Origin of the sequence: Coleofasciculus sp. C1-SOL-03 (assembly GCF_040220555.1) — a bacterium.
Classification (GTDB): domain Bacteria; phylum Cyanobacteriota; class Cyanobacteriia; order Cyanobacteriales; family Coleofasciculaceae; genus Coleofasciculus.
Map to the genome: position 1 here is coordinate 19,831 of NZ_JAVJUO010000148.1, position 16,998 is coordinate 36,828.

At 46.5% G+C, this 16,998-nt stretch carries 10 protein-coding genes; 3 read left to right on the forward strand and 7 right to left on the reverse strand.

Annotation, left to right across the window (positions count from 1 at the left end):
• Window positions 1–96: 96 nt before the first annotated feature.
• The 4 genes from RIE73_RS23605 to RIE73_RS23620 form a co-directional block, all read right to left on the reverse strand.
• Window positions 97–1,530, reverse strand: a complete 1,434-nt coding sequence (locus RIE73_RS23605) for a c-type cytochrome (protein WP_446403512.1) — start codon at window positions 1,528–1,530, stop codon at window positions 97–99.
• 115 nt (window positions 1,531–1,645) lie between these two features.
• Window positions 1,646–2,071, reverse strand: a complete 426-nt coding sequence (locus RIE73_RS23610) for a hypothetical protein (protein ID WP_446403513.1) — start codon at window positions 2,069–2,071, stop codon at window positions 1,646–1,648.
• A gap of 35 nt (window positions 2,072–2,106) precedes the next feature.
• The gene (locus RIE73_RS23615; protein ID WP_446403514.1) at window positions 2,107–3,564 is read right to left on the reverse strand and encodes a c-type cytochrome; all 1,458 of its coding nucleotides are present in this window, start codon (window positions 3,562–3,564) and stop codon (window positions 2,107–2,109) included.
• 204 nt (window positions 3,565–3,768) lie between these two features.
• A complete protein-coding gene (locus RIE73_RS23620) occupies window positions 3,769–5,193 on the reverse strand; it encodes an NADH:flavin oxidoreductase (RefSeq protein WP_446403515.1) in 1,425 nt (474 codons plus the stop codon).
• A gap of 491 nt (window positions 5,194–5,684) precedes the next feature.
• On the opposite strand from RIE73_RS23620, the gene RIE73_RS23625 reads away from it, so the two are divergent.
• Window positions 5,685–7,475, forward strand: coding sequence for a peroxidase family protein (locus RIE73_RS23625; RefSeq protein ID WP_446403516.1), 1,791 nt, complete (start codon window positions 5,685–5,687; stop codon window positions 7,473–7,475).
• Between the two features lie 227 nt (window positions 7,476–7,702).
• Window positions 7,703–8,638, forward strand: a complete 936-nt coding sequence (locus RIE73_RS23630) for a hypothetical protein (RefSeq protein WP_446403517.1) — start codon at window positions 7,703–7,705, stop codon at window positions 8,636–8,638.
• On the opposite strand, the gene RIE73_RS23635 is transcribed toward RIE73_RS23630, so the two are convergent.
• On the reverse strand, window positions 8,632–9,201 hold the full coding sequence (locus RIE73_RS23635; RefSeq protein WP_446403518.1) for a YdcF family protein: 570 nt from the start codon (window positions 9,199–9,201) through the stop codon (window positions 8,632–8,634). The genes RIE73_RS23630 and RIE73_RS23635 overlap by 7 nt on opposite strands.
• Window positions 9,202–9,599: 398 nt before the next feature.
• Here RIE73_RS23635 and ctpB point away from each other — a divergent pair, with 398 nt between their 5' ends.
• Entirely contained in the window at window positions 9,600–10,922 is a 1,323-nt protein-coding gene (ctpB, locus tag RIE73_RS23640; RefSeq protein ID WP_446403519.1) for a carboxyl-terminal processing protease CtpB, read from the forward strand.
• A 645-nt stretch (window positions 10,923–11,567) separates the two neighbouring features.
• Here the strand turns inward: ctpB and RIE73_RS23645 are convergent.
• Window positions 11,568–11,768 carry a hypothetical protein gene (locus tag RIE73_RS23645; RefSeq protein ID WP_446403520.1) on the reverse strand — a complete coding sequence of 67 codons (201 nt, stop codon included), beginning with the start codon at window positions 11,766–11,768 and terminating at the stop codon, window positions 11,568–11,570.
• Between the two features lie 206 nt (window positions 11,769–11,974).
• Complete coding sequence (gene gltB, locus RIE73_RS23650; RefSeq protein WP_446403521.1) at window positions 11,975–16,681, reverse strand: glutamate synthase large subunit; 4,707 nt, start codon at window positions 16,679–16,681, stop codon at window positions 11,975–11,977.
• Window positions 16,682–16,998: the final 317 nt, after the last annotated feature.

The window sequence follows — 16,998 nt, forward strand, 5'->3', positions numbered from 1 at the left end:
ATCAAGAATACAGGAGTGCAGGTTGGTCGGCTTTACCCTTATGCCAAAATCTTACCATTTTTTAAGGGATGTGTTGACAAAGTACAAATGACAACATTAAAGCGTTTTCAAATATTCAATCAACGCCAACTTATCCTCAGCCGCCAACTCGGTGCCATAAACATGACCTTGATTACTATTTGCTGTCACTCTCGTATCGTATCGAAATCCCTCTTTCTCCGCCGCTACGCCTTCAGCAACAAAGCCCACTTTTTCCGGATTATACACATCATATCCTCGGTAAAACACGTTCGTCCGCTTCTCTGGCACTGTCAATAAATCCGTTAAATACGGGACAGAACCATTATGCAAATAGGGCGCTCTTAACCACAACCCATCCAACGCTACCGCCACATATCCATTCGTTTTGCGAAGCTGATCAAAATCCCAATCATACCCCTCAGCAAACTCATTATACGCATCAGCCGCTGCTTGCGTCCACATATCTAAACGATAGCGGTCTGTGCCAATCTCATCAATGGGAATAACGGTTCCGGTGCGTTCGCCACCATAAGCATGACAAGTGGCGCAGTTACTCTCAAAAATTTGACTCCCTTTTGCGGCTAAACCTTGGTCAATGGTGTACGGATACTTTGGTGGCGGTAATTGGCGAATATAATCCTCCACTCGCTTTAATCCCTGAATATTAATTGACTCCTTCGTCGCCCCATCACCAATGGCTCCCGTATTCACCGTTTCTGTGAGTGATGTTTCTAACCCATCCCAATGTAAGGCAAATCCTTCATGTTGATTTTGATTCCAAATTGACATCATATCCGAGTTGCCAATTGTATCATCGACAGGCAACCCCAAAACTCGAAACTTCACCGGATTAAAGGGGGCAATACGTCCGGGTCCTTGGTCGGGTCGTTCTTCCATCCAGGTAAAGGTTTCTTTAAGTTCTAATAATTCTTTCCGGGTGCGGGGAATAATAATAAACCGATAGAGTAATTTGTCAAACAAAGACAGGTCATAATTATAGCTAATTTCATCTAAGATATAGTCGGCATTAAATCGAGGATCAGTGGCACAGTCACCGAGAAAGCGAATATACCCTTGCAGATTAAATTTATTTGAGGGTCCACCGGGAACAATCGTTGGTTTATCTTTGGGGGTTTGGCGATAGGTGGCACTATGACAAAGCGCACAGGTTATCCCTTGGCGAGGAAAGCCGATAATTTTTTTGGAAAAGCCAACAGGTAATTCTTGTCCTTCTTCCCAGGTAATGCCGAGAGAGGTATAGCCACCGGGTTTGGGGAGTTTATCGGGAAAAACTCGAGGTAATACTAACCAAATCCAATAGGGAACACCTTCGGCATTTTCGCTGCCAATTGATCCGTATTTAAAATGATCCTCAACTGATTCGTAATAGGTATCTACTTCGCGAAAAAGGTTATACCATGCCAGATATCCCACACTACCAATCAGCAATATTAGAATGATTGCGATCGCGGTAATGGTTCGTCCAATTTTTGATGGTGTACTTTCCATAAGATTGTTCCTTTATTTGTTGATTATGGCGACAGCTATAATTGAGTGAACTCCAATTGTTCAGGAATGCCAGCCGGTCGCCCCTATCCATTCAACTTCTGCAAAAATGACCGATTTAGGAAAACTCTTGAACGGTTTCCGACATTTCAGGTTGTTGAGTCTTCATCGCTAAGAATAACAGAGTTCCTTGGACAATCACGAAAAATGCATCAACTAAAGCAATTGTCAGAAATCCTAACGCTTGCCCAAAAAACAAAACAGCACTCAGGAAAAAGGTAGCGCCCGCGCCGCGTGTGACGACTACTGACATCCAAGCGGTTGCTTTGTAGCGATAAGGATCAATTGCCCCCGGAATATACAAAATACTGAGTTCCAGTAGTAAGAGTCCAGCCGCCCGTACCCAAATAATTGGCACGGGTATTTGCATCTTTAATAGCGAAAGCAGAACCTCTGGAAAAAAGCAGAGGGGAATTACAAAAAACATATTCACCACAATACCTAACCAGACCACGCGACCAAACCATTTGGCATAAGGATTCATGATGTTTACTCCTGATTATAAAAAACTTAAACAACTTAAAGTGTCTTCAGATACTCAACCAATGCGGCTTTATCCTCCGACGAAAGATTAGTGCCATACAGATGACCCCTGTTACTATTGCCAGGTACAGTCGTGTCAAACTTAAAATACGGCGTCCCCTTCTCCTGGGCAATGGTTGAGATAAAACCGACATTTTCTTGATCAAACACATCATACCCGCGATAGAATACTTGAGGACGGTTGTCTGGAGCCTCTAACAAGTCTCGTAGGGTCGGTACAGACCCATTGTGCAAATAAGGCGATCGCAACCAGATTCCATCTAATGGCATGTTGGCATAACCATTAGTCTTACGGAAATTCTTGAACCGTTCCGGCGTCCCGACAAACAGGGTATTTTGATTAGACAGTAACTCGTAGGTATAAGAATCCAACCGATGCGGGTCAGTACCAATTTCCCCAATCGGCGTCACTTTACCCACCTTCGCCCCGCCAAAGGCGTGACAACTGGCACAATTATTTTGATAAATGGGCTGACCCTTAGCCGCTAATTCCTGATTAATCGGGTACGGATAAGCCGGGGGAGGAAGTTCCCACAACCAATCCTCAATCCGTTTAATTCGTTCCAAATCCGCCGTAACTGGTGTCACTCCTGCACCCAACGCCGCACTTAAATTACGTTCATGAACCGATTTATTATCCCCATCCCAATGCAGTTGTAATCCTTCACGGGGTTTTTGATTCCAGATAGAGGGTAAATCCACCGTGCCAATTTTTTCATCTTCTTCCAACTCATCCATCGGGAAGCTAAATTGAATTGATTTATAAGGATTAAACGTATCCACTCGTCCTGGACCCCAATCGGGTTGTTCATTTAAAAAAGCCAGTTGACTTGCTTGAGTAATCAACGCATCGCGAGTTTGGGGAATAACCAGATAGCGATAAATCAGCTTCTGAATCGGATTAAACTTTCCCCCTTGGGCGTCAATTTCAGCTAAGATTCGGTTAGGAGTGAATCGTTCATCCAAAGCCGTTTTGCCCAGAAACTGAATATACCTTTGTAGATTCACCGTATTTGAGGGCATCGTGGGGATAATTTGAGGTTCACTCTCAGGCGTATCCCGCAGTGAACCCACATGACAAATCGCACAATTTAAGCCAACGCGGTCAATCAAGACGCGACGCTGAGAAAACCCAATGGGGCGGTCTTTTCCGGGTTCGTAAAGAAAGCCCAACGACTGATACCCTTCACCGGGTAATTTGTCAGGAAATACGGCGGGTAGAACTTTCCAAATCCAGTAAGGTACTCCATTTTCCGGTTCACTACCAATTGACCCATATTTAAAGTGGTCATTAATATCGGCATAATCCACAGGATTATTTAAGACTAGGGGAGAAATTAAACCAATAATGGCGACAAGGATAACCCCCGCAATCACAATCCCTAGTTTCTTAAACGTCTTCCCCGTTGACTTCAATGGCGTTGAGTTGTCCATAATTGTTCATTGGTAATTTGTGATTAGTAATTTCGCTAGCTGTAGAGACGTAGCATGCTAAGTAGGTTGGTGGAAATAAACTTAACTAGATTAAGTTATGTAAACAAGTCTCAAAGCCTTACTGTTCCCCGTTCCCTGTTCCCAGTTAAGAGTTCCCTAATCTCCACCGCTAGCTTTAATTGTGTCCACCTACTTACGTCTCTACTAAAAAGGTGCAGGGTCAAACACGGTCATAATTTCTGCAATCATTTCATCGGAATTATTATAGCGACTTAACTCATAACAACCCAGGGGATTTTCTAAGGCGTTAAGTAAACATTTGTTGCAGTAAGTACAAGGGCGTTCAGGCAAGTCTATCCCTGCCTTAAACTGATGCACTAGGTCATTATTCGCCACCAAAGGACGGGCAATACTAACCGCATCACAGAAGTTCTCCTGAATAGCCCGACGAATATAGGACGCCTGTTGAAACCCTCCCGTACATATCACGGGAATATTCACCTGCTTTTTAATCTCAGCCGCGTGATTAATACTAACCCCCTGATACTTTTGCAGCAGTTCCTGCATCTGTTCAGAACTCACGAACTTTTGGAACGACTCGTTTAAAGCTTGCGCCTTTACCTCTACTCCCTGAATCGGTTGGTCTTGGGTCTGTTTTTGAACTCGATTCCATAAGAATAAGAAAATTGGATAGAACAGGGGAAACCGAAAGAGTAAATAGTTGCGAAAGGTATGAATTCCACTGGATAACATCAAATCATACCAGCGCATCGCCTCAATGCGGGGAAATTCACCCGGAGGATTCAAGGGATGAGGAAATAGACTCCCCGTAGAAACATGAATCGCATCCACTCCAGCCGCTTCCATCCACTGACAGACTTGAATCGAATCCTCTAGCGTATTCCCTGGCTTTTCCCACGGAATCACGGCATTATTATACTCCACCGCACTAATCTTAGCTTGGAGGTGAAAGTCATCACCCACTTCCTGACGAATGGCTTTAATAATCTCCAACAAAAAGCGAGCGCGATTTTCTAATGATCCCCCATATTCATCGTTGCGGTCATTAATCCCAGAACTGAGAAATTGGGTAATTAAATAACCATTGGCGCTATGCAGTTCCACGCCATCGAGTCCCGCTTCTCGCGCCCGTCTCGCCCCCGCCGCAAACGCCTGAACTGTTTCTTGAATCTCAGCCTTGGTCATGGCTTGGCATTCAAAACCATGAAACGATTCTGTGATACTGGTTGAACTGAGGGCTTTTAAATTAAGATTTTCCACGCCACTCACATCCTGCTGACGCCCAGAATGGCTCAGTTGCATGATAAATTTACAGTCGTATTCATGCACCACCTCACCAAGTTTACGCCAGAATGGAATACGGTCATCTCGGTCAATCGTGGCATAGTTTGGCAGGATTCGTCCGCGAATTTGTACTGGCGTAAACGATGAAATAATTGCGCCCACGCCTCCCTGGGCAAACTTCTGTTCCCAATTGATTCGGGCTTGGTTTCCGGAACCGTCATAGTTATCGAATCTGCCGGAAATATTCGAACGAAAGATGCGATTACTGACGGTGAGGTTTCGGAATGTTAGCGGTTGAAAAATGATATCGTTGTCATTTGTCATGTCATTCGTCATTCGTCATTTGTCATTTGTCATTTGTTATTTGTCATTGGTCAGGGTTTGAGGCTTGTTAACATAACTTCATAAGGTTGAGTTTATTTCCACCAACCTACTTATGTTGGCATTTCCGGACTTGATTCGTAGGTATGCCTTTTTGTCAGATGGCGACAAAAATCCAGAATATTCTAATTTTTTGATTATGGCAAATCCTGAAAAAAATGGGGAGATATTTTAAGTTTTGTTAAAACTATCCCGATTTTGTGGCGAATGGGCTGAGGGGTGTTAGCACCAATTACTGCCCCGGTTGCCCCAACGTTCTCGAATTGAACAAAAGTTGGTATAAATTGGGGAGAGTTGAGATTAATTCAGGAAATTTGCGGAAAGGGCTTGTCGGAAATAAGATAGAGATTTACTATGAATAGTATTGATTTTAGTCCCGATTGCGGTTTGACAGAATTGTTAAATATTGTATCAAAATAAAAGGAATTAACACCATGACTAAATCATCCCAATCAGGTCGAGGTCAGCAAAAACCTTGGCATCAATTCCCCGTTCCCCTGGCATTAGTCAAGTTATTCAAGTTCCGGAACCGACTGCGGGAAGAAAATCTACATGATACCGCAAAATTACCGACCCAAGGTGAGGGGACACAACCAACACCTAGTCCAGAGGGTGACCATCTCAAGATTCGCACAGCCGACGGGAGTTTTAATGACCTGGAACAGCCAGCAATGGGTCGGGCGGGTTCCCGTTTTGGACGCAATGTTCCCCTCCAATATACTCATCCTGACCAAAAGAATTTACTTGAACCCAATCCGCGTACAATTAGCCGCAAATTACTAACGCGGGATGAATTTGTACCCGCTAGCACCTTAAACCTACATGCCGCCTCTTGGATTCAATTTCAAACCCATGACTGGTTCGCCCACGGAGGTACATTAGACCAGAAATTTGAGATTCCTCTCGAAGCAGACGATCCCTGGCCCCAAGACTATCGACCCCTAGAAGTAGGCGCAACGTTACCCGACTCCACTCGCCCCGACGGAGATAGCCAAAATCCGCCGACCTTTCTTAACCGAGTTACTCACTGGTGGGATGCGTCGCAAATTTATGGCAGTGATCAGGAAACCATTGATAAGCTGCGGACTCATGTCGATGGTAAGCTAATTATCGGTGAGGATGACTTATTACCCATCAACCCCGAAAATGGCGTTGATCTCGCTGGTTTTGATGAGAACTGGTGGGTAGGCTTGAGTATGTTACATACTCTATTCGTCAAAGAACACAATACGATTTGCGATCATCTCAAAAACGAATATCCCGACTGGAAAGACGATGATCTGTTCAACCACGCCCGACTAATTAACGCCGCCTTAATCGCCAAAATTCACACCGTTGAATGGACGCCTGCCATCCTAGGACATCCCGCCTTAGAAATCGCTATGAACGCCAACTGGTGGGGATTGTTGGGTCAACATGTCAAACGATTATTTGGGCGCATTGGAGAGGGGGAACTCCTCAGTGGTATTGTCGGATCACCCACGGATCATCATACTGCCCCCTACTATCTCACCGAAGAATTTGTCTCCGTCTATCGGATGCATCCCTTAATGCCAGATGAGTTTGAATTTTACTCTCTGGAAAACGGAGAATTACGATTCACCGAAAATCTCTTTGAAGTATCAGGGAATCGCAGTCGGGCGCTAGTCGATAAAGTAGGTATGCCCGATTTATTTTACTCCTTTGGCATTACTCATCCTGGGGCGATTACCTTACATAACTATCCCCGTTTCCTACAGCAATTAGTCCGGGATAACGGCGAAGTCTTCGATTTAGCAGCTGTGGATATATTACGCGATCGCGAACGCGGCGTTCCCCGTTATAATCAATTCCGTGAACTCATTGGTCGTGAACGAGTCAAAACCTTTGAGGACATCACCGAGAACCCGCAATGGGTAAAGGAACTCCGGGAGGTTTACAACAACGACATCAACAGCGTTGATTTAATGGTGGGCATGTTTGCCGAAAACCCACCCGCCGGGTTTGGCTTCAGCGATACGGCTTTCCGTATCTTTATCCTAATGGCATCCCGACGACTTAAGAGCGATCGCTTCTTCACTAAAGACTACACCGCCGAAGTCTACACTCAATGGGGTTTAGATTGGATTGACAACAACAGTATGTTAAGTGTTTTGCGCCGCCATTACCCCACCGTAAGCCCCGCTTTATTTGGTGTACAAAATGCCTTTGCCCCCTGGCGTAAAGTCGGTGTTTCCGGATATTAATTGTTGAGATTGGGGAATAGGGAACAGGGAATAGGGAATAGTAACGCACGAAGCGTTGCGACGCCCCTGATCAGATCTCCCTCTTCCCTTGTTCGATCTCGCTTCCATTCCCCTTATAGATCCCCCTTCCGTCCCCCTTCAAAAGGGAGAGACCAGATGTTGCTTCGCGTTTTTTGCACGGGGGAAATTAAAGGATGCTTCGCTTTTGTTTCTCCAAGGAAGCCCCGATGAAAAATCTCCAAAAATTTTGGCATAATGCCCGCAATCTAGAACCCCTACCTGCCGACTATGAATCCTGGACGGCTGCAAAAAAGCAGGACTTGATTTGGCAGCAAAGAATTTTAGCATCCCGCTACGATACCCTACCCCCACTCAAAAAAATTGACGTTATCGGTTTATTTTTTACTCTCTTAAGCATCAAAATGGATCGCTTATCCGATGAAGCACCCCGCAAATGGAACAAAGCCATTCACGCCCACGCCAGTGTTGCTAAGGTGAAGTTGATCCCAACGCCGAATAGTCCATTTACTGGTTTATTTAAAGGTGCTGACTATGGTCTGCTACGATTATCCCTCACCGGTGATCCCAGCGATCGCGGATTTGCCCCAGGGTTAGCCCTCAAGCTTTTGGTGGACGGTCAACCCTCGGAAAATGTCTCAGCGTTGGTTTCCCTTAGCGGTCAAGGTAATAACTATAATTTCTTTGCCAATGAATTATCTAATATCGTTCCCGCAGAAAATGATTTGGGTCCTAAATTCATCAATTTAATCTTCCGCCGCGTCAGCAAATTTCCCCGCAAACTCTATTTGCAAGGCTTTGCCCAAATCGACCAAACGGGTCATCCAGAACCTGATCCCTTTTATCCCTATCGCCTTTTTCTGGTTCCCAATCCCACTATTCAATTTCCTGAAAATCCACCCCATGATTTCAGAGATGATCTTGCCACGATTCCGGCTGGAACCCGTTTATTTTCTCTCTATGCCGTTGTTCCCCAAAACGTAGGAGACGAAAACGCTGATCACAAAGCTGATATCATAGACCAGCCAAGTTATCGCCAAAACGCCCAACTTATCGGACATCTGGAAACCACCTCAGAATTTGTGGCATCCTATTACGGTGACAGTCAACTCTTTTTTAGACACCAGCGTTTCGCTAATCAATAATCTAGCTTCAACCACCCTTGATACTCACAGTCGAATCCTGACTGACGCCAAGCCTCTAAATCCACCTCAGTCAGTGGCTTAACCTGGGAACAATGCGGCTGAATTCCCTGACTCAACAGCGCCCAAATCAGACTGCGCGTCATATCCAGTCCCGTCTTCCACCAGGATTCCTGATTCCCCGGAATTCCCTGTTCCTGTACCGTATCCACATCTACCCAAATCCCATTCGCCCCCAAAAGAATTTGCGCCATCCACCCCGCTCGTGGTAAATGGGTGGGAGAGGTAATTAACTGAACATGACGTACCCCCCACTGCCGTAAAATCGGAATCCCGAAGTAGAAATTACCAAACGTGGAATCCGCACATTTTTCTAACCAAACCTGACCCATGGGCGCGTTATACTTTTGGAATATGAGCAAAATACAGGGTTCATCAGAGCCTTGAGAAATCAAAATCGGAGTTTGGGGATAGTTTTTCACTAACTGAGCCACATAAACCTCCCGGCGAATACTTCCCCCCAAAACAAAGAATGTATCTACAGGTGCAGCGGCTCCTGCCGCCAATCTGAAGATATTTGCAAGTAACCCTATACTAAGAATAACGACTAGGCTCAATAGCCCTAAGCCTAACCAGCGTAGTCGTTGCTTAGACAGTAGCCAACGCGCAACCCTTAGCCAATGGCGTGTTATCAATCGTCTCACTGAGGCTTACCACTTGATTCACTCTGACTGTCCGAGGCGAAGCGATTGTCGTCATCACCAGGACAATAGGTCAACTGGCACAAAATTTCTGGAAATTAGCCAGATAACCAGATAAGTTGAGTATAGTAGCAATAGACGGATTTGATGCCGCCAGAACCATGCTATCCCTACTCAGGGAATGCTAATTATTGCAGCTAACGACTGGGTACGCTTTGACTGTCCGCTTTAAACCAACCCATAGTCTGTTCAACGTATTTCCCATGAATCAATATTCTAAAACCTTCCCTTGGCTGAAAAGCATCCTCGTAACGGGTGCGATCGCAACAACAGCCACATTATCATGGTTAGCCCCAATTGGCAGTAATCGCTCCGTCTTTGCGGCGCTTGAGGATAGTCCCAAGACGGTTGTTGATGAAGTTTGGCAACTTGTTAATCAGGAATACGTTGATCCCTCGTTCAATCAAGTGGATTGGCAAGCGACTCGTCAACAGCTACTTAACCGTAATTATACGTCTGCTGAACAAGCGTACAAAGCAATTCGCGATGCCCTAGAACCTCTGGGTGATCCCTACACTCGCTTTTTAGAACCCGAACAATTCAAAGCGTTAACGGATCAAACGGCGGGTGAACTGTCTGGCGTCGGGATTCGCATGGGCGTTGATGAGAAAACTCAGAAGCTGGTTATTATTGAACCGATTGAAAATTCACCGGCGTTTAAAGCCGAACTCAAGGCGGGAGACAAAATTATCGCCATTGATGGCAAGTCTACTCAAGGGATGAGTGCGGAAGAAGCCTCGGCGTTAATTCGGGGAGAAGTGGGTTCATCTGTTACCCTAAAAATTTCACGTCAAGGGCAAAATAACTTTGATGTTACTTTAACCCGCGCTCAGATTGAGCTACCATCGGTACACTATACCCTCAAGCAGGAAGGTGAGATGCGGGTGGGTTATATCAGTATTGATGAGTTTAGTTCCCATGCACCTGAACAAATGCAACAGGCAATTCGCAATCTGAATAGCCAAGATGTGAAAGGTTATGTTTTAGATTTGCGGGGTAATCCAGGTGGACTATTGTACGCCAGTATTGAAATTGCCAGAATGTGGCTAGATGAGGGTGAGATTGTCCACACGATTGATCGCAAAGGGGGAGAACAAAAGTTTTCGGCGAATCAAAGCGCACTGACTCAGCTTCCCCTGGTTGTTTTAGTGGATGGTCATTCAGCCAGCGCCAGTGAAATTCTCGCGGGGGCGCTGAAGGATAATAAACGGGCGAGGGTTGTCGGTTCGACGACGTTTGGTAAAGCAGTGGTGCAGTCGGTTCATTCCTTATCGGATGGTTCAGGATTAGCGGTGACGATTTCCCGCTACTATCCTCCCAGTGGGATTGATATTAATCACAAGGGAATTAGCCCGGATGTGAAAATTGATTTAACTCGCGCCCAACAGCGGCGTTTGGTTTCACAGCCGATGTTACGTGCCACAATCGAAGATCCCCAATACAAGCAAGCGCTTACGGTTCTAGAAAATACAATGCTGGCAGAAGAGGGTTTGAATCAACCGCCTGAACCGATTAGTGTACGGTAAACGTATCAATCATTAGGACACATCATTTATAGCACTACGTATTCAGGTTAGGACAATAAAATTAGGTGACAAGGCAATAGGGAATAGGCAATAGGCAACAGGGTAATGTCCTAACGTATGCCCGTAATGCTATATGTAGAGACGTTGCATGCAACGTCTCTACAATGATGCCTAAACGAAAGTCCCTAAACCCGCCCCTACAATAAACCATAATCAATTGGGTCTAACCAAAGCGATTAGACCCAACTGATCGTTCTATTAGGACTTTTCAAGCCGTTAATTTTTCAGGTTTTAATCTGAGCTTACTAAGGTTTACCGATTCCACAGGTTCACCGCTTATTCACCCGCATAAATTTGTCTTTCTGGACTTGAGTTGGGTTTCGGTTTTCACCGAATCTAACCCCTTATTGCTACGCTAGGTTGGTTACTGCTGTGGCAGAGCCAAAGATTGGGAGTGATCGTCATAACCTCTGACTCTTCGTTGGTTTTTCTCCAGTTATGACTCTGGAGGACGATCTCCATTTCAAAGTAACATGGTTCTCCTTTGCTGCCAAACAGTATTTACTAAAGTTTAAAAGTTGTTACAAATAGCAATTTTTTGTCATTCGTCATTTGTCATTTGTCATACCAATGTCCTTTATTTGATTAAGCGACTTCCTCGTATTGTTGGGATTGTGCCTCAACCTGTTGGAGAATCTCCATGGCTTCGGGTAGCGTCTCACAGCTATAATTCGCTTTGAAGTGAAAAGGGCGAACGCGAGAGTCAGTTAGCACAGCCGATTCCCAGATGCTCAGTTTGATCGGCTTTTTGGGATTCTTCGTGGCACTAATGGAGTATTGAACCATAGCTGTGCTTCTTTCTACAAAACATCGATGGTATCGCAGTACAAACTCAGGAGACTTTTTCTCTCCTTACTAAATTATGAGGGAAAAGATGGCGTGAAGGTTCCCTCTGGCTAAGGATTTGCCGGAAAAAACAGCAAGGATGAAGGCAAACCGGGGTTTTATCCTTCATCCTGGTCTAATCTTGCCAAAACCCCTAGTTTCGGGCGTTACTGAACTGGACTCAACTCCCGTTCTGCCACTGCTTCGGGATTGGCTTCGGGGGTATCTTCTTCCGAGGGTGGCACGACTTGCCAGAATTTGCCGACGAAGTCCGACCAATTCGCCAAAATTGTCTTGGCTTTAACACTGTTGGTGCGGTCAACATGGGCTTGTATCAGGGCTTTTAACTGCTGTTCTCCAGCCGATGTGCTTACCCGTTGAATCTTCACAATTTCGGGGTTGACTTTTGCCGGAAATTGTGAATCTTCATCTAGGAAGTAGGCTAATCCGCCTGTCATCCCTGCACCGACATTGCGCCCAACATGACCTAAGACTACAATCACACCGCCTGTCATGTATTCACAGCAGTGATCGCCAGCGCCTTCAATCACCGCTTGACCTTTAGAATTGCGGACGCCGAATCGTTCACCCGCCCAGCCATTGGCAAATAATGTACCGCCTGTGGCACCGTAGAGGCAGGTATTGCCGACAATTACGTTTTCGGCGGGGTTGTAGGTGGCATCAGTGGGAGGCGTGATGATAATTTCACCCCCATGCATTCCTTTCCCCACATAATCATTGGCTTCCCCAACCAGGTTGAGGGTGATTCCAGGTAAATTGAAAGCACCAAAGCTTTGTCCCGCTGCACCTTTGAAGTTGAGGGTAATTTCGCCTTCAAAGCCAGTATCGCCGTATTTTTTGGCGATCGCACCCGCTAGACGTGCGCCGACACCTCGGTCGGTATTGAGAACCGCGACATCTTTGGTGAGTGAGGTTTGGTTGGTGATGCAGGCTTGAATCTCTGGATCAGCCAGGAGTTGATCATCGAGAACGGGTCCATTACTATGAACCGCCTCATGGTTGAGGAAGAACCGATCGCGACTTGTATCCGGTAAATCGGTTAAGCATTTCACCGATACAGTAGAGGTCTTGGTTAACGCGATATCCTCACGTTGTTTGAGTAAATCCGCCCGACCGATTACCTCGTCTAACTTACGATAGCCTAACCGTGCCAAGAGCGATCGCACTTCTTCGGCGACAAAGTAGAAGAAGTTGACCACATGATCGGGGATTCCGGTAAATCGCTTGCGTAAATGATCCTGCTGTGTCGCCACGCCAACGGGACAGTTATTCGTGTGACAAATTCGCGCCATGATGCAGCCTTCCGCAATCATCGACACCGAACCAAAGCCATACTCTTCCGCGCCCATTAACGCCGCCATGACCACATCCCAGCCGGTTTTGAAGCCGCCATCTGCCCGTAAAATCACGCGATCGCGCAATTGATTAGTCATCAGCGCCCGATGCACTTCTGTCACCCCTAATTCCCACGGAACACCCGCGTGTTTAATCGAACTTAGGGGAGATGCGCCCGTTCCGCCATCATGACCGGAAATCTGGATCACATCAGCATTTGCCTTCGCCACACCCGCCGCGATCGTACCAATGCCAATTTCTGCCACTAATTTTACCGACACCTTCGCCTCGGGGTTAATCTGATGCAGGTCAAAAATTAACTGGGCGAGGTCTTCAATGGAATAGATATCGTGATGAGGGGGTGGGGAAATCAGCGGGACACCAGCTTTTGACCGCCGCAGCATGGCAATATAAGGACTCACCTTTTTCCCCGGTAACTGTCCCCCTTCTCCGGGTTTCGCACCTTGGGCAATTTTAATTTCCAATTGTTTGCCACTGATTAGGTACTCTGGCGTCACGCCAAAGCGCCCGGATGCGACTTGTTTGGTGGCTGAACTTGCCGTATCTCCATTCCGCAGTCCTTTAAGATGGGGCAATGTGGGCGAATTTCCCTGATGATCCACATCATCCAACACTTTAAACCGAACGGGGTCTTCTCCCCCTTCACCGGAATTGGATTTCCCGCCCATCCGATTCATGGCAATTGCCAAGGTTTCATGTGCCTCTCGTGACAAGGAACCTAAGGACATCGCCCCAGTACAGAAACGCTGGACAATATCCGCCACAGGTTCGACCTCCTCGATGGGAATCGGGGCGCGATCGCTGTTGAAGTCTAATAAATCCCGTAACGCCGTGACCGGGCGGTCTTCCAGGTATTTTTTGTAGACCTCATAGTGGTCATAAGCGGTCTTTTCGTCGTCAGTTTTGCCGTTTCCATTTTTAACCGACGCATCCTGTCCCTTAAACGACGCCACAGCTTTATGCAACGCCTTTGCCATCTCCGGACTATTCATGTGATATTCGCCACCGGGACGGTATTGGATAAAGCCACAGTTTTCCAGTTTCTTACCCGTCAATTCCGGGAACGCCCGTTGATGGAAAGCAATCACTTCCTGTGCCAATTCTGCCAGATTCAACCCACCCAAACGGGAGGTTGTACCGCAGAAGGCTAAATCTAATACCTCTGCACCAATTCCCAATGCCTCAAAAATCTGCGCCCCTTGGTATGACGAGAGGAGAGAAATCCCCATTTTAGACAGGATTTTCAATAACCCGGCTTCTACCGCCTTACGGTAATTTTTCTGTGCCGCTTCAATGGTTAAGGGTTCAATTTTACCCCGATCCATCAGTTTCTGGGTTTTGGGATTCGACCACCACTGACGCACCGATTCCCATGCCAAATAGGGACAAATCGCCGACGCCCCATAGCCAATTAAACAAGCAAAATGATGGGTACTCCAGCATTGCGCCGTTTCTACCACCAGGGAGGCTTTCATCCGCAACCCGGCACGAATCAGGTGATGGTGAACTGCCCCAACTGCCAATAGGGGTGGAATATAACTGGTGTTTTCTCCTACACTTCCACCAATTTTATCGCTCAAAATCAGCACTTTTGAGCCAGATTTTACCGCTTGGTCGGCTTGGTCACATAATCGGTCAATGGCGGCTTTTAAACCATCTGGACCGGCGCTAATCTCAAATAAGGTGGAGAGTTCTGTAGTGGCAAACCCAGAGGTTTTGATCGTATTTAACTCCGCCTCATTTAGAACCGGGGTTTTCAGTTTCAGCAGTTGGGCATAGTCTGGTTTAGCCTCTAGCAAATTCCCCCGTTGACCCAATTCCATACTTAAGGACATCACCAGACTTTCCCGCAAGGGGTCAATCGGTGGATTGGTGACTTGGGCAAACCGTTGTTTGAAATAGTCGTAAAGCAGGCGCGGCTTATCCGAGAGGATGGCTAAAGGAATATCATCCCCCATACAGAACGTGGGTTCTTTCCCTTGAGTCGTCATCGGTTCCAGGATCATATCTAAATCCTCAGCCGTATACCCAAAGGCGGTTTGCTGCTGGAGTAAGGTTTGGGCGTCGAGTTGAGTTGAATCAGTAAACCCTTGAGGGGATAAAACCTGACGATGCTGTTTCAGCCAGTCTCCGTAGGGTAAACGTTGGGCAATTCGCTGTTTGATGTCCCAATTTTTGAGAATTTCGTGGTTGGCTAAATCCACAGCAATCATCTGTCCGGGTCCGAGTCTGCCTTTTTCCACGATGTCCGCTTCGGGTAAGTCTACAACACCTGCTTCTGACCCGACGACGACATAGCCATTCCGGGTGATACTATAACGGGCAGGTCGCAATCCATTCCGGTCTAGGGTTGCACCCACGACTTGACCATCACTGAAGACTAACAGCGCCGGACCATCCCAAGGTTCTTGAACGCCGCTGTAGTATTCGTAAAAATCAACAATTTCCGGATGATCCTGCAAATCAGGTTGATTTTGGTAGGCTTCGGGCACCATAATCATCAAGGCTTCCAAAGGACTACGACGCGATCGCACGAGTAACTCAAAGATATTATCTAGGGTAGCGGAGTCACTATTATCCGGATCAACTGTGGGCTTGAGGTCTTCGATTTCACTCCCCCACACTGGATGGGATAAATCGGCTTCCCTTGCCCGCATCCAGTTAATATTACCCAGTAGCGTATTAATTTCCCCATTATGTCCCAATAACCGCATCGGTTGGGCTAGGGGCCACTTGGGTAGGGTATTGGTGCTAAAACGGCGATGATAAACGGCAAAGGGGCTTTGATATTCCGGCTGTTTCAGATCCTGATAAAATTCACCCAATACCGCTGAACGCACCATGCCTTTATAGACAATTGTCTGACTGGAGAGGGAGCAAATGTATAAATCATCCGACCAATGAAGTGTGCCATCGGCTTCTAATGCACGACCAATGCGACGGCGAGTTTTATAGAGGAGACGTTCCCGTTCATTCCCCCTTTGATGGGGACAGCTAACAATAATTTGCTCTATGTGCGGTTGATTGTCTAGGGCTTGGGGTCCCACAACTGACTCGTTCACGGGGACGACACGCCAACCCAATACGGTGAAACCGTCTTGTTCAAAGACTCCGGCAACAATGTCTCGCACTTTAGTCGCCTTTGTCCCATCTTGGGGTAAAAATACCATACCCACTGCCAACTGATCGGTTGGTGGCATGGTAATTCCTTGTTCCGCAAACCAAGACGTAAACAACCCCCAAGGAATCGCCGTCATCAAGCCAGCGCCATCACCCGAATCTCGGTCAGCGCTACAGCCACCGCGATGTTCTAAACAGGTTAATGCCGAAAGTGCCTGTTCAATCAGGTCATGGCTAGCAACACCTGCGACTGAGGCAATAAAGCCAACACCGCAAGCATCTCGTTCTTCCACTAACCATCGTTGTCCTGGATAGGCTACATCGTCTCGATGCCAAGATTGATGCTGTTGATTTAGGTTGATGCTCCTGTTTGTCATAAGATAGTTCCTAGTGTAATTGGTCATTGGTCACTGGTCATTCCTCATTAGAGGTAGGGTGGGCAAGGGGTATAAACCTTGAAACCCTTGTCTTATCGTTAGTTGTTCTCGCCCACCTTACGGTAACTAGGAATTGATTACCAGTGCGGTAAAATCTCAGTTCTATCCAAGTCGGCTACGTCATCGCCCGTTCCATTGAAAAACTGAAAAAAACTGAAAAATAGAGAAATAATTGACGTTAATTCGCTCTCTAGTCATCATTGGGTGAGTCATCTCGTCTCCAGTTGACGTGGTTTTCCTATAGTTTTATATATACG

Excerpts from the sequence above, each read along its gene's own strand:
- RIE73_RS23605 (WP_446403512.1), bottom strand. The coding sequence starts at position 1,530 with ATGGAAAGTACACCATCAAAAATTGGACGAACCATTACCGCGATCGCA.
- RIE73_RS23610 (WP_446403513.1), bottom strand. The coding sequence starts at position 2,071 with ATGAATCCTTATGCCAAATGGTTTGGTCGCGTGGTCTGGTTAGGTATT.
- RIE73_RS23615 (WP_446403514.1), bottom strand. The coding sequence starts at position 3,564 with ATGGACAACTCAACGCCATTGAAGTCAACGGGGAAGACGTTTAAGAAA.
- RIE73_RS23620 (WP_446403515.1), bottom strand. The coding sequence starts at position 5,193 with ATGACAAATGACAACGATATCATTTTTCAACCGCTAACATTCCGAAAC.
- RIE73_RS23625 (WP_446403516.1), top strand. The coding sequence starts at position 5,685 with ATGACTAAATCATCCCAATCAGGTCGAGGTCAGCAAAAACCTTGGCAT.
- RIE73_RS23630 (WP_446403517.1), top strand. The coding sequence starts at position 7,703 with ATGAAAAATCTCCAAAAATTTTGGCATAATGCCCGCAATCTAGAACCC.
- ctpB (WP_446403519.1), top strand. The coding sequence starts at position 9,600 with ATGAATCAATATTCTAAAACCTTCCCTTGGCTGAAAAGCATCCTCGTA.
- RIE73_RS23645 (WP_446403520.1), bottom strand. The coding sequence starts at position 11,768 with ATGGTTCAATACTCCATTAGTGCCACGAAGAATCCCAAAAAGCCGATC.
- gltB (WP_446403521.1), bottom strand. The coding sequence starts at position 16,681 with ATGACAAACAGGAGCATCAACCTAAATCAACAGCATCAATCTTGGCAT.